Source organism: Ruegeria sp. AF3 (genome assembly GCF_056536285.1).
In genome coordinates, this window is the sequence record NZ_JBQFJM010000004.1 from 126993 (window position 1) to 149445 (window position 22453).

At 54.2% G+C, this 22453-nt stretch carries 22 protein-coding genes and 1 pseudogene; 18 read left to right on the forward strand and 5 right to left on the reverse strand.

What is annotated here, in order from left to right; translation table 11 throughout:
* The first annotated feature begins 563 nt into the window (after window positions 1-563).
* Together ACR3FC_RS21580 and ACR3FC_RS21585 are read left to right on the forward strand one after the other, a co-directional pair.
* Window positions 564-1766: an AAA family ATPase gene (locus ACR3FC_RS21580; protein ID WP_171238898.1), complete on the forward strand. Its 1203-nt coding sequence runs from the start codon at window positions 564-566 to the stop codon at window positions 1764-1766.
* Complete coding sequence (locus ACR3FC_RS21585) at window positions 1763-2737, forward strand: ParB/RepB/Spo0J family partition protein (protein WP_171238897.1); 975 nt, start codon at window positions 1763-1765, stop codon at window positions 2735-2737. The genes ACR3FC_RS21580 and ACR3FC_RS21585 overlap by 4 nt, the downstream gene beginning before the upstream one ends.
* 375 nt (window positions 2738-3112) lie before the next feature.
* Here the strand turns inward: ACR3FC_RS21585 and ACR3FC_RS21590 are convergent, their stop codons facing one another.
* Both ACR3FC_RS21590 and ACR3FC_RS21595 read right to left on the reverse strand, forming a co-directional pair.
* Window positions 3113-4168, reverse strand: a complete 1056-nt coding sequence (locus ACR3FC_RS21590) for a tyrosine-type recombinase/integrase (protein ID WP_480478576.1) — start codon at window positions 4166-4168, stop codon at window positions 3113-3115.
* 326 nt (window positions 4169-4494) lie between these two features.
* Window positions 4495-5202 (reverse strand): IS6 family transposase, encoded by a 708-nt coding sequence (locus tag ACR3FC_RS21595; protein WP_480478578.1) that lies wholly within the window; start codon window positions 5200-5202, stop codon window positions 4495-4497.
* 194 nt (window positions 5203-5396) lie between these two features.
* Between ACR3FC_RS21595 and ACR3FC_RS21600 the strand changes: the two genes are divergently transcribed.
* From ACR3FC_RS21600 to ACR3FC_RS21635, 8 genes are all read left to right on the forward strand, one after another.
* Window positions 5397-6239 (forward strand): MurR/RpiR family transcriptional regulator, encoded by an 843-nt coding sequence (locus ACR3FC_RS21600; protein WP_480478580.1) that lies wholly within the window; start codon window positions 5397-5399, stop codon window positions 6237-6239.
* A 31-nt stretch (window positions 6240-6270) separates the two neighbouring features.
* Entirely contained in the window at window positions 6271-7047 is a 777-nt protein-coding gene (locus ACR3FC_RS21605) for an ABC transporter substrate-binding protein (RefSeq protein ID WP_480478582.1), read from the forward strand.
* A 33-nt stretch (window positions 7048-7080) separates the two neighbouring features.
* Entirely contained in the window at window positions 7081-7788 is a 708-nt protein-coding gene (locus ACR3FC_RS21610; protein ID WP_480478584.1) for an ABC transporter permease, read from the forward strand.
* Window position 7789: 1 nt separating this feature from the next.
* The gene (locus ACR3FC_RS21615) at window positions 7790-8524 is read left to right on the forward strand and encodes an ABC transporter permease (protein WP_480478586.1); all 735 of its coding nucleotides are present in this window, start codon (window positions 7790-7792) and stop codon (window positions 8522-8524) included.
* Complete coding sequence (locus ACR3FC_RS21620; RefSeq protein WP_480478588.1) at window positions 8521-9279, forward strand: ABC transporter ATP-binding protein; 759 nt, start codon at window positions 8521-8523, stop codon at window positions 9277-9279. Before ACR3FC_RS21615 ends, ACR3FC_RS21620 begins: the two co-directional genes overlap by 4 nt.
* Before the next feature lie 24 nt (window positions 9280-9303).
* Window positions 9304-10455, forward strand: a complete 1152-nt coding sequence (gene menC, locus ACR3FC_RS21625; RefSeq protein ID WP_480478591.1) for an o-succinylbenzoate synthase — start codon at window positions 9304-9306, stop codon at window positions 10453-10455.
* Window positions 10452-11174 carry a GNAT family N-acetyltransferase gene (locus tag ACR3FC_RS21630; protein WP_480478593.1) on the forward strand — a complete coding sequence of 241 codons (723 nt, stop codon included), beginning with the start codon at window positions 10452-10454 and terminating at the stop codon, window positions 11172-11174. Before menC ends, ACR3FC_RS21630 begins: the two co-directional genes overlap by 4 nt.
* 83 nt (window positions 11175-11257) lie before the next feature.
* Complete coding sequence (locus ACR3FC_RS21635; protein ID WP_480478595.1) at window positions 11258-11668, forward strand: transposase; 411 nt, start codon at window positions 11258-11260, stop codon at window positions 11666-11668.
* Between the two features lie 207 nt (window positions 11669-11875).
* Here ACR3FC_RS21635 and ACR3FC_RS21640 read toward each other — a convergent pair.
* Together ACR3FC_RS21640 and ACR3FC_RS21645 are read right to left on the reverse strand one after the other, a co-directional pair.
* Window positions 11876-12583 (reverse strand): annotated as a pseudogene (locus ACR3FC_RS21640) (IS6 family transposase); the annotation flags it as partial.
* Window positions 12584-12641: 58 nt separating this feature from the next.
* Window positions 12642-13664: a helix-turn-helix transcriptional regulator gene (locus tag ACR3FC_RS21645; protein WP_480478597.1), complete on the reverse strand. Its 1023-nt coding sequence runs from the start codon at window positions 13662-13664 to the stop codon at window positions 12642-12644.
* Window positions 13665-13854: 190 nt separating this feature from the next.
* Between ACR3FC_RS21645 and ACR3FC_RS21650 the strand changes: the two genes are divergently transcribed.
* The 5 genes from ACR3FC_RS21650 to ACR3FC_RS21670 all read left to right on the forward strand — a co-directional run bounded on the left by ACR3FC_RS21650 (window position 13855) and on the right by ACR3FC_RS21670 (window position 19225).
* A complete protein-coding gene (locus ACR3FC_RS21650) occupies window positions 13855-15192 on the forward strand; it encodes a DUF1254 domain-containing protein (RefSeq protein WP_480478599.1) in 1338 nt (445 codons plus the stop codon).
* Between the two features lie 98 nt (window positions 15193-15290).
* Window positions 15291-16799 carry a DUF1254 domain-containing protein gene (locus ACR3FC_RS21655; RefSeq protein WP_480478601.1) on the forward strand — a complete coding sequence of 503 codons (1509 nt, stop codon included), beginning with the start codon at window positions 15291-15293 and terminating at the stop codon, window positions 16797-16799.
* Window positions 16800-16869: 70 nt separating this feature from the next.
* Window positions 16870-17607: an outer membrane protein gene (locus ACR3FC_RS21660; RefSeq protein WP_480478603.1), complete on the forward strand. Its 738-nt coding sequence runs from the start codon at window positions 16870-16872 to the stop codon at window positions 17605-17607.
* 36 nt (window positions 17608-17643) lie between these two features.
* The gene (locus ACR3FC_RS21665; RefSeq protein WP_282153365.1) at window positions 17644-18000 is read left to right on the forward strand and encodes a hypothetical protein; all 357 of its coding nucleotides are present in this window, start codon (window positions 17644-17646) and stop codon (window positions 17998-18000) included.
* Complete coding sequence (locus ACR3FC_RS21670; RefSeq protein WP_480478605.1) at window positions 17993-19225, forward strand: HlyD family secretion protein; 1233 nt, start codon at window positions 17993-17995, stop codon at window positions 19223-19225. The genes ACR3FC_RS21665 and ACR3FC_RS21670 overlap by 8 nt, the downstream gene beginning before the upstream one ends.
* 152 nt (window positions 19226-19377) lie before the next feature.
* Here ACR3FC_RS21670 and ACR3FC_RS21675 read toward each other — a convergent pair whose 3' ends face one another.
* Window positions 19378-19659: a hypothetical protein gene (locus ACR3FC_RS21675; RefSeq protein WP_480478370.1), complete on the reverse strand. Its 282-nt coding sequence runs from the start codon at window positions 19657-19659 to the stop codon at window positions 19378-19380.
* A 249-nt stretch (window positions 19660-19908) separates the two neighbouring features.
* Between ACR3FC_RS21675 and ACR3FC_RS21680 the strand changes: the two genes are divergently transcribed.
* From ACR3FC_RS21680 to ACR3FC_RS21690, 3 genes are read left to right on the forward strand one after another with little or no spacing between them, the layout of a single operon-like run.
* Entirely contained in the window at window positions 19909-21087 is a 1179-nt protein-coding gene (locus ACR3FC_RS21680) for an efflux transporter outer membrane subunit (RefSeq protein WP_480478607.1), read from the forward strand.
* A gap of 17 nt (window positions 21088-21104) precedes the next feature.
* The gene (locus tag ACR3FC_RS21685; RefSeq protein WP_480478609.1) at window positions 21105-21314 is read left to right on the forward strand and encodes a TolC family protein; all 210 of its coding nucleotides are present in this window, start codon (window positions 21105-21107) and stop codon (window positions 21312-21314) included.
* Between the two features lie 31 nt (window positions 21315-21345).
* Complete coding sequence (locus ACR3FC_RS21690; RefSeq protein WP_480478611.1) at window positions 21346-22341, forward strand: helix-turn-helix domain-containing protein; 996 nt, start codon at window positions 21346-21348, stop codon at window positions 22339-22341.
* Window positions 22342-22453 lie beyond the last annotated feature (112 nt).

Genomic DNA, 22453 nt, shown 5'->3' on the forward strand with positions numbered 1-22453 from the left:
AGCATAGCCATCACCGTTGTCTCGGTCCAGCACCCAATCTGTAATTTTTCGAATCAACATCGAGGCTCGTGTGATTCGAAGGAAGGCTCACAAAACCCAATAAAACAAGGGTTTTTCGAATCACCTGATCCGTCCCCAAAAGTAGGATTTACGCCCGTCCCGAAATGTAAGCTTTAACCATCCGAAACGTAAGGCAAAGCACCCCAATCTGTAAGGATTTGCGCCCGATATGTAAGGGAAACATACGACAAAGCATTGATTTTAAAGCAATAACACTCGTATGAACATTTGAATCCAAGAATCTTGAACAAGATTGTTTTTTATATTTTGTTTTTTGGGGATTGGTACCAGGCAACATCGTCAGACATCAACTTCACCCGTATTAGATATTCTGAGTTAGAATGTTGTTACTAATGACCTCCGGTTACCCCCAATTTCCGCTCCTGTGGCCTTTGCCTTCGAATTTCCCATTTTTTACGTGATCTGCCTCAAAAACCACACTTGAGCCGATTCACCATTCCGGGCATGATTCACGAAAGGCAGATTTCTACAGGACAAAACCTATGACCACCTCCCCCTTGCCTCCTGTTGGGCTGGATGAGATTGAGCAACTATCTGATCGTGCAAGTACCGTGATGGAGCGATTGCGCGATCGAGTATTCTCCCCCGACACTGAGAAAACGCTAAACCTAAATTTTAATGTTCGCTCCGCTGCCGAGATGGTAGGTCGATCAGAGAAGTTAATCCGTGATGCTGAAGCGGACGGCCGCTTGCCTGAGCCGGAAAAAGACCCAGTCACTGGAAGAAGGACCGGGTACTCACTGTCTGACATAAACCGGATGCGGGAAGTGTTCGGTACACTACCTCATCGTGCAACAGATGATCCAACACTGGTATTGTCAGTTCAGTCATTCAAAGGTGGCGTTGGAAAGTCGACAGTAACGACCCATCTTGCCCAGTTCCTCGCGCTTAAAGGCTATAGAGTTTGCGTTATCGATTGCGACAGCCAAGCTTCAACGACTTCGATCTTTGGCCTGAATCCTGACATTGATGTGGATGAGACTGAAGATACGCTTTACCCATTCTTTCAGCATGGTGGGCCGCAGACGCTTCATTATGCTTTACGCGCTACGTATTGGCCTGGCATTGCGCTCATCCCTGCAAACCTCGGTCTCTATGACGCTGAGTATGAATTCGCAGCTCGGATGGCCAGGGATCAAGTTTTTGTGTTGGACCGTTTGCGGGATGGGATCAGCACCATAGCCGATCAATTCGACGTAATCCTTCTAGACCCGCCGCCTGCGCTGGGAATGATTTCTCTTTCAGTGCTTCGAGCAGCAAACGCGATGGTGATCCCTGCCCCGCCGAATAATATCGACTTTGGATCTACTGCCCATTTTTTGAAGATGATGGGCGCAACGTTGAATGAACTAGCTCAACATGGCGGAGCTCGTGATTATTCATTCGTCAAGATTCTGGCCACCAAGATGAACGACAACAAATCTGCGCATGCAGCCATCAAACGAATGATGGACGCGGTTTTTCCCCAAGACATGTTGGCCAGTGTTCTGAAAGACAGCGCCGAGATTGATAACGCCACAGCGAACTTGGGCACGGTGTACGAGATTACGGGACCAGCAGCTCGTACAGAAACCCACAAACGCTGTCGGGCATATCTGGACGCGGTGGGACGCGAGGTTGAAGTTTTGATGCGCAAAACCTGGCCCAGTCACCATACTGCATTGCGCAAGGAGGGAGTGTTATGAGCAAGAAACACGACGCAATATTCGATGACGTACTAAGCGGTCTCGATAGCGGCCCTGCCCCCAAAGCCGAACGCGCTGGCGCTCGCTTTCTAAACCGCTCTAACAGAGTTGCGGAACGGATGTCGGGGGATATCGAGGAGAAGTCCCTGAGGTGGGTTGATCCCGGAGAATGCCGTATGTGGGAGCGACATAACCGGGCGTATGACCTACTATCGGAGGACAACTGTCGAGATTTGATTGACGGAATCCGCAGTCAGGGTCGGCAAGAGTTTCCAGCTATCGTGCGCAAGACAAGCGATCCAAAGCAGCCGTATGAAGTGATTTGCGGTGCACGGCGGCATTTTGCAATCAACTGGCTACGCGCAAATAACTATCCACAGTTTCGCTACTTGGTGGATGTTCGAGAGTTGACCGATGAAGAAGCTTTTCGATTGGGCGATATCGAGAACCGCGACAGAGAAGATATCTCCGACTATGAGCGTGCTCGTGACTATGCAGACGCTGTGACTCGTTACTACGGTGGTAAGCAAAAGGCGATGGCCGTACGGCTAGAGGTCAGTGAGGCTTGGCTTTCACGTTACCTGCAACTCGCCAAGTTGCCGAACGAGATCGTTGAGGCATTCCCTTCGATCCGAGAGATCAAAGAACTGCACGCCCGTACGCTAAAGCCGTTTCTGGGTCGGCCCGAGGATCGTGAGAAACTGTTAGAAACTGCGAGGCAGATGGCAACGGATGGGGTCAGCCGTGACGGCGTGCAGGTCATGAATGTCTTCAAGGCAGCGTTGAAACCTCCTGCTTCGATAAAAGCAGATCCAGTTACTCTTCAATCGTCACCCGAAAAGCCTGCGATGACATACAAGCGCAAAGGCAAAAAGATCGTGTTGGAGTTTCCGACCGACGTACGCAAAGATGAACTGCAAGAGGTCTTTTCGATCTTCTTGGACAGGCATTTCGACACAGATCGAGACTGATCTACTGAAGCGAAGCTGGAAATTGCCAATTGGCAATTTCCCTGCAATGTCGGTCTTTCGAAAAAATTGCCAATTGGCAATTTTGGTAATCCCCTCACTCAGAGGTCGTTTTAACCACCCGAACTGGCTGCATATCTGCCGGCGCAACCGAAACATTTACTTCAGCCATTGAAGAGGCTTTCATCCGCGACAAGTCCAATAGCTGAAGATTGGAATTTGATCTGCGTAACTTGAATGGAATCCAGATGAGCGATCACGCTTCAGAAACGAATCCGACTAATGCGCAATCGAATTCTTGCCAGCGAATATTCGGGTTCGGAGCTGTTGGCTGGGAGTAGGGCGTCCTTATGGTGCGAGTTGGTTTTTGGCGAACGGTTACCCCAATAAGTCCGTCGCCGGGTTTTCGGCGATATCGACGTCGTCATAGTACTTCTGCGCCTGGGCCATGGAGCGGTGCAAAGACAGGCGCATCGCAGCCTGGATCGGGGCGCCGTCCAGTGCGGCTTGGGTTAGGAACCCAGAACGCAGACCGTGCGGCGAGGCGAAGTCCTCCGGCAACCCGGCCAACTGGAGGCGATGTTTGACGATCTGATAGATAGCGTCCGGCGTAAGCCGACGTTTCAGCACACGATCCGATTTTGAGACTGGTCTGAACAGTGGCCCGTTCTTAATCTGTCCAACCTCGATCCAATGGACCAGCGCCTGAGCTGCGCGGGTTTTCAGCACCAGCCGCGGCGTTTCACCTTTGGTTGTCGTCTTGGTCTCCAGCAGTGAAATCCAAACCAGGCTTTTCTCGTCGAACTCCTTCAGCGAGACGTCTTCAAACATCAACCCGGTGATCTCCGAGCGCCGTCGACCACCAGAAGCCCAACCCAACATCAGGATCGCCCGGTCGCGACAATCCCGCCGGGACCCCCGACAGGTGGCCAGCAACTGTTCCAGCACATCGCGGGTGATGGGATGGGCGGATTTCGGGGCAGGGGGCCGGGCTGCTGCCCGGCGCGCCTTGGCTCGGGCCTGCTTCACCTGCGGCGCACCGAATGGGCTGGTCAGGTTCTTCATTCGATGAAAGACAAGCCAGGAGGCGATGCGCCGGTCCAGCGTTGACGGGGCCGGGCAGGCGAGGGACTTGCGCAGCCCCTGCGCGATCAGCGCTTCTGCCACCTGTCGCGCTCGGTCTTCAGGCGGCGCGTCGTTGAGATCCCGGGCGTGATCGAGAATGAAGGCGAGGGCGGTGGCCTCAGATTCCGGCCAGTCCAGCGTCGCCGCGAACCGCGCGAACTTCCAGGCGGTGACATAAAGCAGATCCCGTTCATAGGCGCGCAGCGTGTTTTCCGGTGTGCCGCGCACATAAAGATCAGTGAGCGCCTCCTGATCTGTGTCCGAGAGGGCAGGGGAGGGGCTGGGGAGATAAGGCGCAAGAGGCTTCATGAGGCACATTCTGCGCGCATTTTCCGGCGAAATCAATCAATCATGATAAGGGAAACTTATCAGATATGATAGCGGGTTTTTCGCACTACTTAGATAATGATCACAATGGCTATATAATGATCGTTACTCTAACAAGCGGGCAATTTCTATACCGTTCTGCGGATGTGTCGCAAACTTTTGGGACGGACAGAGTTAGCGACTTACCGGACACACCTATCCTGGGTATCGCCAAGTTATTTTTGACCGATTGCGATGGGTCGGTTGGACGACCGGGGACTGTTGCGTTAATCTGCTCAGTCCGGTTTAAGCCGCACAAGGGTAGTTTATCACGCGGCCGCGAAAAGTTGGCTGATGAACTGGATCTCGCCTATGACCCCTGCTTGTTTGTGATGGACGTGGCCGCGTTTTATGGTCCGGATCGTCTCGATCCCGCTCAGGGTTGCCTTGGCCGATCGCAAGGATCGAAAGCTCTGACGATAGCCAAGGAGGCGTTTCATGGCCGCATGATCGCTCTCGATCAGATTGTTGCGCCACTTTCTGTCGATGTGCCGGATACTGTCGAAATGCGGATCGTAGCGATGGTTGATCTCGCGAATGACCCGGGTGTAGGTCGGGGCTTTGTCTGTCACAATGACGACCGGCCGATGCAGGCGCACCCGCTCAATCGCCTTGTTCAGAAAGGCCTTTGCCGCCTTCGCATCCCGTCGTGCGGTCAGACGGAAGTCGATCATTTGCCCGTTTGCGTCGATGGCTCGCCAGAGGTAGCGCCACTTGCCGCCGACGCGGACATAGGTTTCATCGACATGCCAGTCCACGCTGACCCGGCGCAAGTGTTTCTCGGCCCGTTTGGTAATCTCCGGACCAAACTTCTGAACCCAGCGATACACGGTCGACCGATCAATGGTGATCCCGCGCTCTGCGAGCAAATCAACGACATCCTGATAGGATAGCGGGTAGCGCAGATACCACCGCACCGCGCAAAGGATGATTTCGCTTGGAAAACGGTGATGCTTGAATGGTGATTTCCGGCGCATGATCGACCTCAAAAGATCGACCTTGGCCAGATTGGGCGATTAACGCAACAGTCCCCGCGAAACTGCTCTTGAGTCGATATCTGGCTCTTTTGGTTGACAGTTTGCAAGAAAACTTTTATCGATAACATGTTGTAGTAAAACTGTCGGGAAGTGGGATCTTGCAAACCTCTGTTAAGGCGATTGTGGCAGAATCTTTGACCACCGGTTCGAAGGCTGAGAAAGCCTTGGCAACTCACATTCTGAGCGCCGTTGAAAATATCCCCTTTGAAACTGCCGCCAGCCTTGGAGAACGGGTTGGCGTGAGCGAAGCGACGGTTGGGCGATATTGCCGGTCTATGGGCTTTAAAAGTTTCAAGGACCTCAAAGAAAAACTGAAAAGGGATCTAGGGGACACGCCCTGGATGGTCAGTGATCGCCTGCAGGAATTGCAGCTCTCCTTTCGAAAAGACAAACAACACCTGAACGCGGGAATGGAACTGGAAATTTCCGCGCTGGTTAAGATCTACGAGTATGCGCAGACACCCGAGTGGCAAAACGTAGTCAAGCGGCTTTGCGCCTGCGAGACCGTCTGTGTCGCAGGCTTCCAAACCGAGCGCGGGCTGGCGCAATATTTTGCCAACCAACTCCAATACCTACGTGATCGCGTTGTCCTAATGGACCTTGCCGGGGGTAATTTCGCGGAGCTTTTGGCCACGGACTCCGACACTTGCCTGATAATCTTTGAGGCCCGCCGTTATTCACGCCTTTCCAAAGTTCTAGCGCAAGAGGCCATTGCCGCAGATGTCCCGGTTACTCTAGTGACGGACACATTTTGCGACTGGGGGTCGGACGCATCCACGGAGGTGTTTGCCATTCCCACCCAGTTCAACCAGTTTTGGGACTCAACCGCGCATATGGCGAGTTTCAGCAACCTTCTGCTGAACGGCGTGTTCGTTGAATTGGGCATGGCGGTGGAGCCGCGCCTGAAGCGAACCGCAGAGCTTTATGGAAAGTTCATTGGTCACGTGGGTGATCCGGCAAGCCTGATTGAAACTTGAAGAATCCAACATCTGACAGGGAGAAACCTCAATGAAGCTCAAAACCAATTTGGCCGCTGTACTTGCGACAACCGCTCTGACAGCGGCGGCGGCTCAGGCCGAGGGCCTGCGTCTTGGCACCGAGGGCGCCTACCCTCCGTTCAACTATATCGAAGCGGATGGAAACATCGTCGGATTTGACGTCGAGATCGGCCTGGAGCTATGCGAGCGCATCGGCGAGGAATGTACGGTCGTTGCACAGGACTGGGACGGAATCATCCCGGGTCTTTTGGCCAACAAGTATGATTTCATCATTGCGTCTATGTTCATCACGGAAGAACGCAAGAAACAAGTGGACTTCACCGACCCTTACTATCTGGCCGCAATGACCCATGTGGTACCCAAAGGTTCGGACATCACCGAGTTTTCCAACGATGCCTTGGCCGACAAGGTGATTGGTGCCCAGTCAGGTACCACGCAGGCTGACTTCATTGGGGCCGTCTATCCCGACGCCGATATCCGCTTGTACCCGACACAGGACGAGGTGAATTTGGATATGGCCTCCGGTCGGATCGATATGCAGGTGGGTGATATGCTGCCCATGCTGGATTGGGTCTCCAAAACGGAGGACGGTTTGTGTTGCGAGCTCGCCGGCGAACCGATCACCGACCCCGCATTTGTCGGCGAAGGTGTTGGCATCGCCGTACGTCAGGAAGATGACGACTTGCGTGAAAAACTGAATGCGGCGTTGGCTGAAATGCGCGCGGATGGATCATACAAGGCAATCAATGACAAGTATTTCGACATTGATGTCTACACGATGAAGTAAGAACCCCCATCCCTCTGGCAGAAAGACGGATCATTGCTTGAACTTTTTTCATACGGCGATACGGGCTGGGGGGATGAAATCCTGCGGGGTCTGGCCGTCACGGTGCAGCTGGCAATTGTCACGCTGCCCGTAGGTTTGCTCCTTGGCTTTCTGGCCGCGTTCGCCTCGATGTCACGCTTGAGCGTTTTGAAGGCGATTGGTTTTGGTTACACGACATTGATGCGGGGGCTTCCCGAAATTCTGACGCTGTTTGTCGTCTACAACGGCGTTGGTCTGATGTGGAACCAGCTTGCGATGTGGTGGACCCCCGACGCGACACCGACCGATTTCAGCCCGTTCCTTGCCGGTGTTGTCGCGTTGGGGATGGTGTTCGGTGCATTTGCCGGAGAAGTGCTGCGTGGCGCGTTTCAGTCGTTGAGCCCAGGGCAAATGGAAGCCGGGAAGGCGATCGGCATGACTCAGGGCCAGATATTCCGGCGGATCGAATTGCCGCAGATCTGGCGTTTTGCGCTGCCAGGTCTTGGCAACCTGTGGATCAATCTGCTGAAAGACACCGCACTGGTTTCGGTGATCGCTCTGAACGATCTGATGCGGATGACCAAGGTGGCAGTCGGCGTCACCAAGCAACCCTTTACATTCTACCTTCTGGCCTGCCTGATCTATTGGTCCTTGTGCGTCCTGTCCGAACTTGTGCTGGCTAGAATGGAACGCCGGGCCAATAGCGGCATCCGGAGGGCCTGAGATGAACCCCTTCGACATCCTTATGCAGTACTGGCCGCGCCTGCTGGACGGGACCGTAATGACGATAAAGCTGACGCTGCTGGGGGCATTTATTGCCGCGCTATCAGCTCCGGGGTTAGCGTTGATACGCACCCAGGCTTCGCCTTGGGCACAGGCTCCGCTGCGACTGTACATTTCATTTATGCGCGGAACGCCTCTTTTGGCCCAATTATTTCTTGTCTTTTATGGATCGGGACAGTTCCGACCCATATTGCAGGAATGGGGCCTGTGGTGGTTTTTCCGCGACCCGTTCAATTGCGCGCTGCTGGCGTTCGCGTTGAATTCGACGGCCTACCAGACCGAAATTTTGCGTGGCGGTATCTTGGGTGTGCCGCAAGGTGAGATAGAGGCCGCAAAGGCAATTGGTATGAACCAGGTCCAGACTTTGCGTCGTGTGACATTCCCACATGCCTACCGCATTGCTTGGCCCGCACTCGGAAACGAAGTCATCTTGCTGATGAAAGCCAGCGCCCTGGCCAGCGTCATCACTGTCTTCGACCTGATGGGGCGTACCCGTCAGATCTTTTCCCGCAGTTTCGACTTCTCGGTCTACCTCTGGGCTGCGGTAATTTACCTGTGTTTGACGGCCGTCTTTGTTTTCCTATGGCGGCAGGCCGAACTGGGGCTCAGCAAGCATATCAATGCGCGTACGAAACCAGTTGCGCCAACACCAATTCCTAAGGACGCCACAGAATGACACATCCGGATATCATTTTGAAAGCCGACGACATTCACAAATCCTTTGGCAATCTCGAAGTGCTGAAAGGGGTATCGCTTGAAGCCCGCAAGCACGATGTTATCTCGATTTTGGGATCTTCAGGCTCGGGCAAAAGCACGTTCCTGCGCTGTCTCAATTTTCTCGAAACACCGACCTCCGGCAAAGTGACCGTGCATGGCGAGGAAATTCACGTCAAAAATGGACGCCCCCAGAACGTGCGCCATATCGAGCGCATCAGAGCATGTCTGGGAATGGTTTTTCAGCAGTTCAACCTGTGGTCTCACAGAACGGTGCTGGAAAATGTCATGGAAGGCCCGGTCCAGGTCAAACGGGAAAGCAAAGCCGAAGCTCGCGACCGGGCCGAAGCATTATTGCGCCGGGTCGGGCTGGAAGAGCGGATGCAGATGTATCCGTCGCAATTGTCGGGTGGTCAGCAGCAACGGGTGGCGATAGCCCGTGCGCTGGCGATGGAACCCGACGCGATCTTGTTCGATGAACCAACCTCGGCCTTGGATCCGGAGCTTGTGGGAGAAGTCCTAAAAGTGATGCAATCTCTGGCCGCCGAGGGAACCACCATGATCGTGGTCACACATGAGATGGGGTTTGCCCGCGAAGTGTCCTCGGAGGTGGTTTTTCTGCACCAGGGACGCATCGCAGAACAGGGTCCGCCCGAAGAGATGTTCACCAATCCCCGAACGGACGAGTTCCGACGTTTCATCGCCAAGGTGATGTGACCTTCCTTCAATAGGTTTTTGAAAATGACTGCTGTCTTGACCAACACCAATGCGGCCCTCCGACCCGGTATCCGTATCGAAAGTGCCCAGCTGCGTATCGTCAGCCTGCCACTGCTGACTCCATTTGTGATCTCAACCGGCACCATGACGGCCAAGACCTTCCCCTTGGTTGTTCTTAAAGGAGAGGGGATAGAAGGCGTGGCCGAAGCCGTGATGGATCCCCAGCCCGACTATCTGGAGGAAACCATTGCAGGTGCACTGGATTTCCTGCGCAATGTCTTGTTGCCTCAGATTGTGGGTAAACGCTTCTCTTCTCCTTTTGAATTGGAACCGATCCTCGCTCCCTGGCGCGGCCACCGCATGGCGAAAGCCGTGGTAGAGATGGCCTTTTGGGATCTGTGGGCCAAAAGCCTCGGTATCCCGTTGCAGGTCGCATTAGGTGGTATTGGAGATAGTGTGGATGTCGGCGTCAGTCTCGGCATTGCCCCGACTGAAACGACATTAGAGCGCGTTCAGGAAGCCGTTGAAAAGGGTTACAAAAGGACAAAACTCAAAATTGCCCAGGGTCATGATGTAAATATTGTCGAGGCAGTCCGGTCCCAATATCCCGATATCAGGCTGACGGTGGATGCCAACACCGACTACAAATTGGTCCATACTCCGGTCATGCAGGCACTGGATGAGTTCGAGCTGGACTATATCGAACAACCGCTTGCATATGATGACATTCGTGATCATGCAAAATTGCAGTCGCGGGTCAAAACGTCAATCTGTCTGGACGAAAGCATCCGCTCGGCCCGGGACGCACGGATCGCACTTGAAATGGACGCCGCGCGTGTCATTAACATCAAGGTTGGTCGCGTAGGCGGCTATATTTCTGCACGCGCCATTCACGACACCTGTGCCGCCTTTGATGTTCCGGTATGGTGCGGCGGCATGCTGGAAAGCGGTATCGGTCGGGCCCACAACATTCATCTTGCCACAATGTCTAACTTCTCCAAACCCGGGGATACGTCCTCTGCCAGCCGCTATTTCAACCGCGACATCATCAACGAACCTTTAGAGGCTTCGAATGGTCGAATGCCCGTTCCTAAAAACGGCCCGGGAATTGGCGTCACATTGGATTATGGCTTTTTAGATACGGTCACCGATGCTTCCGAAGAGATTTTGCCATGACTGAACAAAATGGGCTGGTTATTCGTGAACTGGCAGGTCTTGCCGAACTGAAATCTTCCGAGGACTTTCAGCGGCTGGTCTGGGGCGAGGACGATCCGGCGGACAATGCCGATCTGATGCTGTCGATTCAACACGAAGGCGGTCTGGTTGCAGGTGCATTCCTGGGTGTTCGGATGTTGGGTTTTCTGTTTGGATTTCCCAGCAGTGAAGCAGGTATTCAGCACTCGCACCGTCTGGCAGTTCACACCGACAGCCGAGGGATGGGTCTGGGTCAACGGTTGAAGTGGTTTCAACGCGAATGGTGCTTGGAGCGCGGCATAACAATGGTGCGCTGGACTTATGATCCGCTCAGACGGATTAATGCTGCTTTGAACATTGAGCGCCTGGGAGCAACGGCAGGCACTTATCGCGAGGACTACTACGGCAAGATGCAAGGTATCAACGCGGGCATCCCATCAGACCGACTTGTCGCGGAGTGGGATTTGGTATCACCTCACGTGTCTGCGTTGGCTACGACGGGTCAAAAACCTCTACAAACTGATCCCGAGGAAACGATTGCAATTCCGCGTGATCTGGATCGACTGCTGTCCGAGAACCCTCAAGCGGCGCTGGATGCGCGCCTGCGCGTGCGCAACTCGCTGAAATCGGCCTTCGAGCGTGGTTTATGGGTCACCGGATTTGACTCAGCGCACTGTTGCTACCGTTTGACCCGGCGTTGAATGGATAATTGGCAGCTGAAATTCGACGTCGGACAGAACGTACAGGTACGTATAGCTAAAGAATGTCATTTGGGCGCGAAATCATGCTTTTTTGGACGCAGGAAAAACACGGCACCCGGAAAGCCCGCAAAACTTGGCGCAAGCTCCACGTCGCCCTTAATCCGGAAACGGGCGATATCGCCGCAGCGGAGCAGACCACTGAACATGTGGGCGATGAAACGGCGCTGCCAGAATTGGTCACTGATGTTGATGCCGATGTGAGCCAGTTTCTGGCGGATGGAGCGTATGACGGTCAGGGTGTTGTTGATTTCTTGGAGGACAAATTCGGGACTGAGATAGAGATCGTTATCCCTCCGCCGAAGAACGCGGTTCGCGGTGAGAATGTACGGCGCAATCACCACATCAATGCCATCACTGAACATGGCAGATTGAATTGGCAAACTGAGACAGGATACAACCAGAGATCAAAGGTTGAAGCACAGATTGGCAGGTGAAAACAGGTTATCGGCGATCGCCTGCAAGCGCGTGACCTTTCCACTCAAATAGCTGAAGCGCGAATTGTATCAAAAGCACTCAACCGCATGACATCTCGGTCGTGCAGAATTTGAGCGCGTTTTCTGAAGTGTTGGGTCTGGGGTCAATTCGCCCCAGCTCTGATCCATGCAACAGGGTCCGTGTAAGCGAGTATCTGGGCCTGATTGTGCGGTCATTTCGAGAGCGTAGCTGTGCCACAGGTCAAATGCATCGGCTCTGGCATGACGATAGTGGTTTGAGCTCATTATGTAGCAGCGGGGTCGGAAGATTGTGTTGATCTGATCGAGAGCTACCAGAACCCTCTGAGCGTGCGCTGGTGACTTGAACCGGCCCATGATCTTCTCTCGTTTTCGCGTCGGTCGATGCGATCCTTCTGCACGGCTGTACAGTCCTTTATGTGCTCTGTGGTTGGCCGAAGGAGCCAAGCTCTTTATCGATTTGATATAGCTGCGCAACTTATCTGAGATGACAACACGCGGGTCACCATATGCGCTGATCAAACGCTGTAGAAATCGCCTGGCAGCCTTTGCATTGCGCTACCTCTGGACAAGGATATCAAGCGTATCGCCATCAGCATCTACCGCGCGCCAAAACCAGAACCGTTCACCCGCGATCATGATCACGACCTCATCCAGGTGCCACTTGTCATTTGGCCGAGGACGATCGCGTTTGATACAGGCTGCAAAATGGCGGCCAAACCGGTTAACCCGGAGCCGAACGGTTTTCCGGCTGACAATAACACCGCGTTCGGCAAGAAGATCTTCAACATCAGCCGTGCTCAAAGCAAAGTGGTGATACGCCCAGACCGCATACGCAACCACCGATCGTGGGAAACGGAAGCCTTTGAGGCGGGGCGTATCTGTAGGAAACTTCATCCAAAATGCCTAAGCCGCCGATTGCTGAAATTCAATTTGGCAATGCCACCCTGCTGCCTCAACCGGTTCCCTTCTGACAAGACCGGTTCAGATATTGCGTCGGTGACAGCCCAACCCTATCCTTGAATGCCCGGCTGAAATTGTTCTGGCTGGAATAGCCGAGCTCAAGCGAGATCGCCTTCACGGACATACCCCCGTGCCGAAGTAGCTCTTTCGCGCGAGTAACAACCACTTCGCTGGTCAGGGTGCGGAATGTAGTGTTTTCCTGTTCCAATTTCCGTTGCAAACTTCGAACAGATATATTCAGCGCCCATGCAGTTCGGTCGATACAGATATTCTGCTCCTTGAGCTGCATCAGTAATACTGATTCAACGACCTGATGAAAATCGCGCGGCGGGCCTCCTGCTCTTTCGCGCACGATGTCTTCGATCGTGGATACACAGACAGGGCTTGCGGGTGCGCTGGCCGTCAGAAGATGTCGTGGGAAACAGATTTCCAACGCCTTTTTGTTCCAATGAATCGGACACCCGAATGCGATTTCGGCATCGTCTGCCCTTCTAATCGGAGGCATATCGCAGTGAAGGCGTGTCGGGCGCCAGCGCGGACCGAGGAAATGCCGAAAGAGGCTGAGCATCGCACCAAGCGCCGAGAATGCAATCTGGGCGTAGGCAGGGTGGCTACGCAACTCAAATTCATAGCGGTAGACTGCATTGTTGCCGATCAGACGAAGCTGCGTTCTGTCACCAGATGAATGCAGGGGCATGACATTCCGAGCTCGGGATAACGCACCGCCCAGCGTTGCCGCGCCCAGAACGTAATCGCCCCATTTTCCATAATCCGCGACTGTCAGAACCGGGGCCCATAACAAACCGATATTATCTTCACCCAGCTGTTGGCCGACCTGCTGAACAAAGGATGCCAGTACGTATTCGGGGATATATCCCTCGCGCCGTTCGGTAAACTGATGTGGCAATCCGGCAGCTTCCATGGCGCGATCCAGAGCACGTGCGCCGAGATGTTCCAGCGTGAAACCCGGCATTTCGCCGAGTGATTTCGCGCTGATCATTGGGGGTAAATTCATCTGGCCTAACATTTTTCGCTATTTGTCGTGAAATGATACACCTCCTATTCAAAATTATGAAACTATTTAGAAAAGACTTTTTCCATGCCGCAACCTTTGGGAGATGATGGTGTCTAACTTGAAATCCATAACTTTCACAGCAGCAACAATATCCGGTCTGCTGCTTCAATCTGTGCCAAGTGCGGCAGAGATGTCCGACCTTCAACGCGACATTGTGGTGCGTCGGGCGTGTGAAGCAGCAATCTGGGCCATTCCCGCGGTCAGTGTCTATGATATCGAGTTGTCGCTTCAGCGAGATGCGGGCGCCGAGTTCGGTACGCTGGGCTATATGTCCGAGCCGATGGACAGCCGTCACGGTTTTTTGACCGCCAATGACGTGACACCGTATACGTTTGGCGGGTTGACGACCAAGGATGGTCCGATTGTGATCGACGTACCGCCTGCCGCAGAAAAGGCTGCGTTTTTCGGTACCATCACTGACGGATGGCAGGTTCCGTTGGCGGATGTGGGAACAACCGGATCGGATGAGGGCAAAGGCGGCAAATATCTGATCCTGCCTCCAGGCTATGACGGGGACGTGCCCGAGGATGGGTATTACGTTCTGAAATCCAACACCTTTGGTGTGCATTTTGCCTTCCGCCCAGTCGCTAAGAATGGTGGCACCCATGCAGATCAGGCGGCATACGCACAAACTCTGCAATGGTATCCGCTGGCGCAGGCAGACAACCCGCCTCCGACCAAATTCGTGGATGTCAAAGAGAACCCGGTGAACACTTTGCCAGTCTATGACATGACCTATTTCACTGACATGAATGAGGTGATTCAACGCGAGCCGGTGCTTGAACAGGATAAGGTCATGATGGCGATGCTGGCCTCGTTGGGGATGGTTCGCGGTCAACCTTTCGAGCCTGACGCTGAAATGCAGGAGGCATTGCTGGAAGGCCTGAAATGCGCCTATGACACCATGCAGGAACATTTCATCACCAAATCCGTGATCCCGATTTGGGAAGACAGACAGTGGGGCATCTGGGACTTCGCCGAAGGCCAGCCTGAGGCCGGGTTTCCCTATGTCTCGGATGAGATGGTGTTGATCGACGACCGGGCAGGAGGGTCTTATTCCTGGATCACCTATCTGCCCAAGAACCTTGGTGGTGGGACATTCTATCTGACCGGCCTGAACGATTCACAAGGGTCACCGCTGAATGGAACGGATACCTACAAACTGACGGTTCCCGCGGATACGCCCGCCGATGACTTCTGGTCTGTCATTGTTTACTCGATGCAGTCCAAAGGTTTTGTCACCGGGAACGAACGGGTTGGTCTGGCAACGCCGAACCTGCCGGATATGCAGGTGAACGAGGATGGCTCGGCTGATGTGTATTTCGCACCCGAGCCACCTGAGGGCTTGGAAAGCAACTGGATCCCGACGGGCGAAGATTTCTTTTTGTTGTTCCGTCTTTACGGGCCGTCGGACGGCTGGATCGAAAGCGGTTGGAAGCTGCCAGATGTCGAGAAAGTAACGCAATAAACAACTGTGAAGCGACGCAGACCTGACGGGTCTGCGCCAAATACTCTGACCAAATCAGGAGATTGCCAGTGTCATCACGAATCTTATTTGCAGCATTGATGGGTAGTACCGTCTTATTGTCCAATCATGTGCATGCCGAAAACGATCCTGTGTATCCTCCGCAATCGGACCGCAAATATGCGGCGCAAGTGCCTGAGGGGGTGATGACACCGGACCTTGTACAGACCGAGGCCTTGGGTGAGCTGCGGTTCTTTGACGGAATGCCCTTGGAGGATACCGTTGCCAAGATTTACGACAATCTGGACCTTACACGTGGCGTTACCGCCTTTCTGGACGGTATCCAGATCGCGTCGGTTCAGGGGTTGCTAAAAGGATACCGGGACCAGGGCGTCGAACCAAATGATGTGATCATTCACTCTGGCCTGATGGATGCGCGGTCGATCTGGCTGACCCCGAATACCACGACAATCTATATCGCATCGCAAGTTGATGTGTCCGATGGGCCGGTTGTGATAGAAGCCCCCGCTGGAATGCTTGGAATCTTGGATGACGCGGCGTTTGAATACGTTACCGATATCGGCGCGGTCGGCCCCGACAAAGGTGAAGGCGGCAAATATCTGATCGTTCCAAACGATTACGAAGGTGACCTGCCGGAGAACGAGTATTTCATCTTCCGAACCAAGACCTACGACCACTGGCTGATTTTACGCGCTTCACCGGACCCGGATGGCAGTACCGAAGGTCCGGTGGCACGTGTCAAGGAAGGGTTGAAGATTTACCTGCTGTCACAGGCAGATAGTCCACCCGACGAGGTTTTTCACGATCTGACGGGTGTGCAATACAATACTGTTCACGCCAATAATTTCGAATTCTACGACGAAATAAATCACGCTATCCAGAAGGAACCAGTGGGCGCTTTTGACCCGGAAATTGTCGGAAAATTCGCGTCCATCGGGATCAAGAAGGGTGAGCCTTTCGAGCCTGATGAAAGGATGCGGAAAATCCTTACCGAAGCCGCTGCCATCGGTAATGCCACAGCCCGGACGTTGAACTTCAGCCCGCGCGACCCTGCAACCTTTTTCTATGAGGACCGGCAGTGGAACTCTCCATTCCAGAGGCAGAGCTACACGTTCGAGGAAAGCGGCGCGCGGATGTTCGACGACCGGACGTTCTTTTTCTACTATGCCACCGGAATAACTCCGGCAATGACTTCCCCACCGGTCGGTAGCGGCTCGGTTTACGAAGTTGCGGCCAAGGATGTGAACGGCGATTATCTGGATGGCGGCAAAACCTACACCGTCACTCTTCCTGGGCCGGTGCCTGCGAAGAATTTCTGGTCCTTCATGGTTTACAGCGGTCAGACCCGGTCGATCCTAGAAACCGATCAAAAAAGCGGCGGAGTGGACAGCAACAGCCCGGACCTGCGGCCAAATGACGATGGCAGCTATACCGTTTGGTTCTCTCCCGAACCGCCGGAGGGGCACGAAGGCAACTGGGTTCAAACCTTGCCGGACCGTAGTTTCAATGTGCTGCTGCGCCTTTACGGCCCGTTAGAGCCCTGGTTCGACAAAAGCTGGAAACCAGGTGATTTCGAGCCAACAGAATGACGAAAACCGGATCGGGCTGCCCGATAGCGGCGGCCCTGATGGGCTTTGAGATTGTGAAGGGATATAGCCGTTGAATAGATTTGTCGCCGGATGCACCACCTGTGCCATTCTGCTGGCGGGGCCTGCTTTGGCGCAGAACTCCGAATGGGAGTACGAGGCCTCGTTTTATCTTTTCGTGGCCGAGACCGAAACCGAGATCGACACCTCTACGGGTACGGTCGAAGGGCGCCTGAGTTTTGATGATGCGCTCAGTAATCTGGACTTCGCGTTCATGGGCAGCTTCGTGGCAAGCAACGGGCAGTGGAGCTTGCTTGCCGACTACATGCACACGGACCTGTCCTTTGGACAGACCGGGTCCGGGCCTCTCGGGTCAGGTATCGACTCGTCATTTCGGACCCAGATATTCAGCGGTTATGTAGGGTATCGCGTACAGGAAACTCGGGATCTGTCCTTTGATCTGGTCGGCGGGTTTCGCTGGTTCGGTACGGATTCGGAAATCACAGTAACAACACCGGGTGCCACATCAAATCCAGCCGGGGCAGATGAAGACTGGGTTGATCCTGTCATCGGCCTGCGTGGCAGAGCACGCCTGTCGGACAAATGGGCAGCATCGGGATTTGTAGATTACGGCGGGTTCCGCAGTGATAGCGAGACCTGGCAGGTGCTGGTCACGGCGGATTATGCCATCAACGACAATTGGGTTTTGCGGGGTGGATACCGCTATATCTCAGTCGATCATGAAATTGACGGCAGTGATTTCTCGTTCAGTCAGTCGGGCCCGCTGATCGGCGCAACCTATCGTTTCTGACCGCTTGGTCGTTTCTATCTCAGAAGGACATGAAAAGTGACACCGGATAAACACCCACTGGCCCATGAGCATCTTCCCGGCTTTCTGGCGCAGGCGGACGGAACCGACACGTTGTTCACTATCGTGATTTGGCTGGTTGTCATCCTGACGCTTGTGGTTGGCAACTTCTATCTGCGTCTACACGCACTGCCTGAACAAATGGCACATGCACAGAATAACACGCAGTTTCAGTTGATTACGGTACTGGCACTGATCGCCCTGTTTACCCACAACAACATCTTCTGGATTGCCGCCCTGTTGCTGGCAGCGGTGCAATTGCCGGATTACGGCGGCGCGCTGCGGGATATATCGGATGCGATCCGATCGGACAGAAAGGAGAAACGGGATGCTTGAGTTTCTCCTGTGTTCTCTGGTCACAATCCTGCCGGATTACCTGTTCCGACGCTATGCGCAGGGCAAACGCTGGGGGCAGGAAATCACGTTTCAGTCGATGTGGTACGAGCTGCGCTGGGGCATCGTCTCCTGTTTTGTCCTGACTGTGTCGTTGATCACAATGATCTTCTACTACCACCCCTCCACAACCCATGTGTCCAGCTTCTACCGGACCCTGACCATTCTGCCCGAATCCGGTGGGCGTGTCAGCGAAATCTACGTAGATAACCGTCAGCATGTCGAACAGGGCCAGCCGTTGTTCAAGCTGGATGATTCCAGTCAGCAGGCCGCAGTCATTACGGCCAGAAAGGCTCTGGGTGAGATCGCGGCGGAAGAGGCCGTTCTGAGTGCTGAGCTTGAAGCCGCCGAAGGGCTTATGCGTCAGGCCGAAGGATCCTTGCAGCAGGCCATTGACGAGTTGGAGACCAACAAGGAACTAGCGGATCGCAATTCGGATATTGTCGGAGAGCGAGAGATTGAGCGGCTTGAGCTGTCCGTAGCCTCACGTCAGGGTGCATTGGATACTGCCGTCGCCAACCGTGATGCAGTGGCGGCCACGCTGCAACAACTGATCGAAGCCAAACGTGAAAGTGCGCAGGCCCGGTTGGATGAGGCGCTTATCGCGCTGGAAAAGACCACCATCTATGCCGGTGAATCCGGTCTTTTGCAGCAATTTGCGTTGAAAGTCGGCGACTACGTGAACCCTGTACTCAGACCGGCTGGATTGCTGGTGCCTGACACCTTGGGTCCGGCCGAGTTCCAGGCCGGGTTCGATCAGGTCAATGACCAGATTTTCGAAGTTGGAATGCCGGCGGAAATCTCCTGCATTTCGAAGCCCTTTACCGTGGTGCCCATGGTCGTAGCGGACATTCAGGAAGTCATTCCAGCCGGTCAGTTCCGGCCGACGGACCAACTGGCCGACATTCAGGATAGGGCACGTCCAGGAACGGTAACAATCATTCTGGAACCGCTCTATGCAGGCGGTGCGGATGGGATCAAGCCGGGCAGCAAGTGTATCGCCAATGCCTATACCAGCAATCATGATCGTATCGCACATGGTGATCTGGGGGGCGGGCAAAAACTGTTTCTGCACATGGTCGACACAGTCGGTGTCGTGCATGCCGTTATCCTGAGGATTCAAACCTTGCTATTGCCGGTTCAACGCCTCGTATTTTCCGGTCATTAGCAAAGGCTGGCGCCAACCACCAACGAACTGCCGGGGGTTGGCGTCTTTCTTTCATGGCAGCCTGATGTCGTCAGGAGCACAGCCATAGCAAAGAAAAATGCGCCGCAAGATTCCTGCGACGCACTGAGAGTGAGTAGTGGTGATGAAAAAGCCTAGCCTGCCTGGCGTTTGTCCATTTTGCAGTCGACCTTGTCGAGGCCCAGCCCTTCGCTCTGGCGGCAATCCTGGCGCATATCCTGACGCCCGTCACGCGTGTCCTGCCGATCGTCGCGGCGGTCCTGACGGTTGTCCATGCCAGCGGTATCCGCGACCTCATAGGATTCAGAGGCGAAAGCCTGAGGAGTGGAATCTGCGGAATTTGGGGCCACCGACGCAGAGGCCAGAGTGGCAGTCAGAACAAAAACGGCTGCGGCGGAGAGAGTTTTGTTGAACATTTGGATTTCCTTTCCTGTGAAACTGTTTCAAGGCCGGTGTCTGGTCTGGCCTCTGATGAACCCAAGATGGCAATTCCGGGGCTGTTCTGCTTGTATCGCTGGGACAGAGTTGTGCGAATTTGGGACATGAAGGCGTATTCTGGGAACAGCGCCGTCGTTCGACATGAGATATCCGACGTTCGAACTCAACAAGGCGTCAGCCAACAGCACCAGAAGTCCGACAAGCAATTGAGATAAATCGGGAAACAAATGAATAGACGAAGCTTCATTGGACTGTTCGGCGCCCAATTGATTACTCTGTCCGGATGTACGGTCGGTGATGATTTTGTTAATCCAGAAAAGGCGGTGCCGGATCAATTTCTTGGGACACAGAAAGAAGTCTCAATCACAAGAGCACAGACGAAATGGTGGCAGGCCTATGGCGACGCCAAACTCAACCGGCTTGTTGAATTGGGGCTAAAGCAAAACCTGGATATTCGTCGGGCGGTCGCGCGGATTGAACAGTCCCGGGCGATATTGGATGGTGCGGGCTATCCGGTTTCAGGAGCGACGCGAGTATCCGAAGTACAGGCTTCTGCAGGAGGGACCAACGGGCGGGTGAACAGCGGCTTTGTCCGAGCCGAAGCAAGTTGGCAGCTTGATCTTTTTGGCAAGTTGAAGCGTGAGAAAGAAGCGGCTTTCTACCGGTTGGAAGGGGCTTATGCGGATGCGAACGTGGCGCGTATCACGTTATTGGGCGAATTGACGACTGCCTATATCGATGCACGCTTTTTTCAGGAGCTGATCCGTATCAATCATCGAGTGGTTGCGTCGCGGGAAAAGACATTGGACGCGACGCTTCGCGCGCAACAACGCGCTGGGGTAGCGCAACCTGAGCCTGATGGCGGCGCTGAAATTCCGATTGTCACTGAACTTGATGTTGCCCAGGCCCGAACGCTGGTTGCTACGGCGCGCGCGGAACTGCCAGAAACCAAAATTCTGTTCTTCAAATCTGTTTCTCGTGTCGGAACGCTGTTAGGACAAGCTTGGGACCGACCGCGCGAAGGATTGGACCGGACTGCGCCTCAACCCGTTCCCTCAATCTCGAGCCTCAGGACCGGGGTACCCGCCGATTTGGTGCGAAGCAGGCCGGACGTTCTGCTTGCGGAAAGCCGATTGGCGGAATCTGTCGCACTTGCAGGTGTGGCAGAAGCAGATCTTTACCCCGAACTGCGTCTGACCGGGAACATCAACATCAACTATTCCGGAGACGATATTCTGCCAACAGCTGGCTTTGCCCGGCTCGGACTGGATGTCCCGCTGTTCGATCTGCCCGAGCGGAAATCGCGGGTCCGGTTTCAAAAAGCACGAAGTGAGGAATTGCTGGCCGCTTGGGAAGAAACGGTTGTCGAAGCCGTCGAAGAAGTTCAGGATTCCTGGTCAGTCTGAAGAACCATCAGGAAGCGGTGCAATTCACAACCGAAGCCATCCGCGAGCTCAATGAAGTGCTGAAACTGGCTCGCAAGGGTTACATCGAAGGTCGCAGCAGTTTCTTGCAGGTGCTGGATGCAGAACGCGCCTTGCTTGCTGCGGAGAATGCTCTGGCGTTGGACAGGCGCAATTTTGCCGTAGACTTTGTTGACCTGAATGTTGCTCTTGGGGGGTCTTACAGGTGACTTACATTTATATTTTTTTTCCGGTGCTTCCATGATCCCGAACAAGAACGAGCGGTTTCTTCATATCTGCAAACATGTCGAAGCTGAGCTTGGCAATGCCGCATATTCCAGATTGCTTGTGGGCGTCGGGCTTGTTTCGGGCAGGGTGGGCGAAATGCAGACCAGCGCCATGCAGGAAGCCACTTTGCTGCGCAACGCGTGTCAGGCCGCAGATGACATTACTCTGGCCGCCCGGATCGGGATTGCATTCAGACAGGCCAGCACATTGACGGCTTATATCGCCCGAAGTTCGGCCACACTACGTCAGGCAATTGAAAACGGTGCGCGTTTCTACAGTCTTTCAGACTCATCGACAGAGTTCGTCCTCAAACAGGACAGCGGCCACGATGTCATGGAGGTTGTAACCCCCGAAGGTGCATTGATGCGGCATCACCGGTTTCAGGAGTTTCGGGTCTTTGGGCTGTTGGCCCGTCTACGTGCGATAGCAGGGGCCGATTTTTTTCCGGAAGAACTTTGCCTGCGTCACGAGGGTGGTACGGATGCGAAAGCTTTTGAAAAAATAGCGAATTGCTCAGTAAGATTTGCCTGCCCGTTCAATGGCATCCGCTTCAAGCCAGGCGCGCTGGACCGGTCGATTCCCGGTTACGATCAGGACCTTGTCGCGTATCTGAATGAATTGGGGGCCGAACGCCTGCGCAAAGTGGGGAAGGTGAAACAGAGTTTCAGGGCACAGGTCGAGGCGCTGGTGATTGGCAGATTGCCGGGGCGGATCCTGACAGCAGATGAGATCGCGTCAGAATTGGGGATGAGCCGTCGCACACTGACCCGGCATCTGACGCAGGAAGGAACAAGTTTTCGGCAACTTGTCGAAGAGTTGCGTTTCGATCTTGCCAAGACCTATCTGAGGGACGGGCTCAATATTTCTGAAATCGCATTTATTCTGGGATATGGTGATCATGCTGCATTCTCGACGGCGTTCCGCCGCTGGGCTGGGCAAAGCCCCAGTGCTTTTCAGAAAAACCGCTGAATTGCTTTTGACAACAAACCCCGGCAGATCATGTCCCGACCCGGTTTGAGGCAACGGGCCGGAATTTTCCAGCCCGCCTGGAATGGTCCAGCGTGTCTAGGCGTTGTTGTAT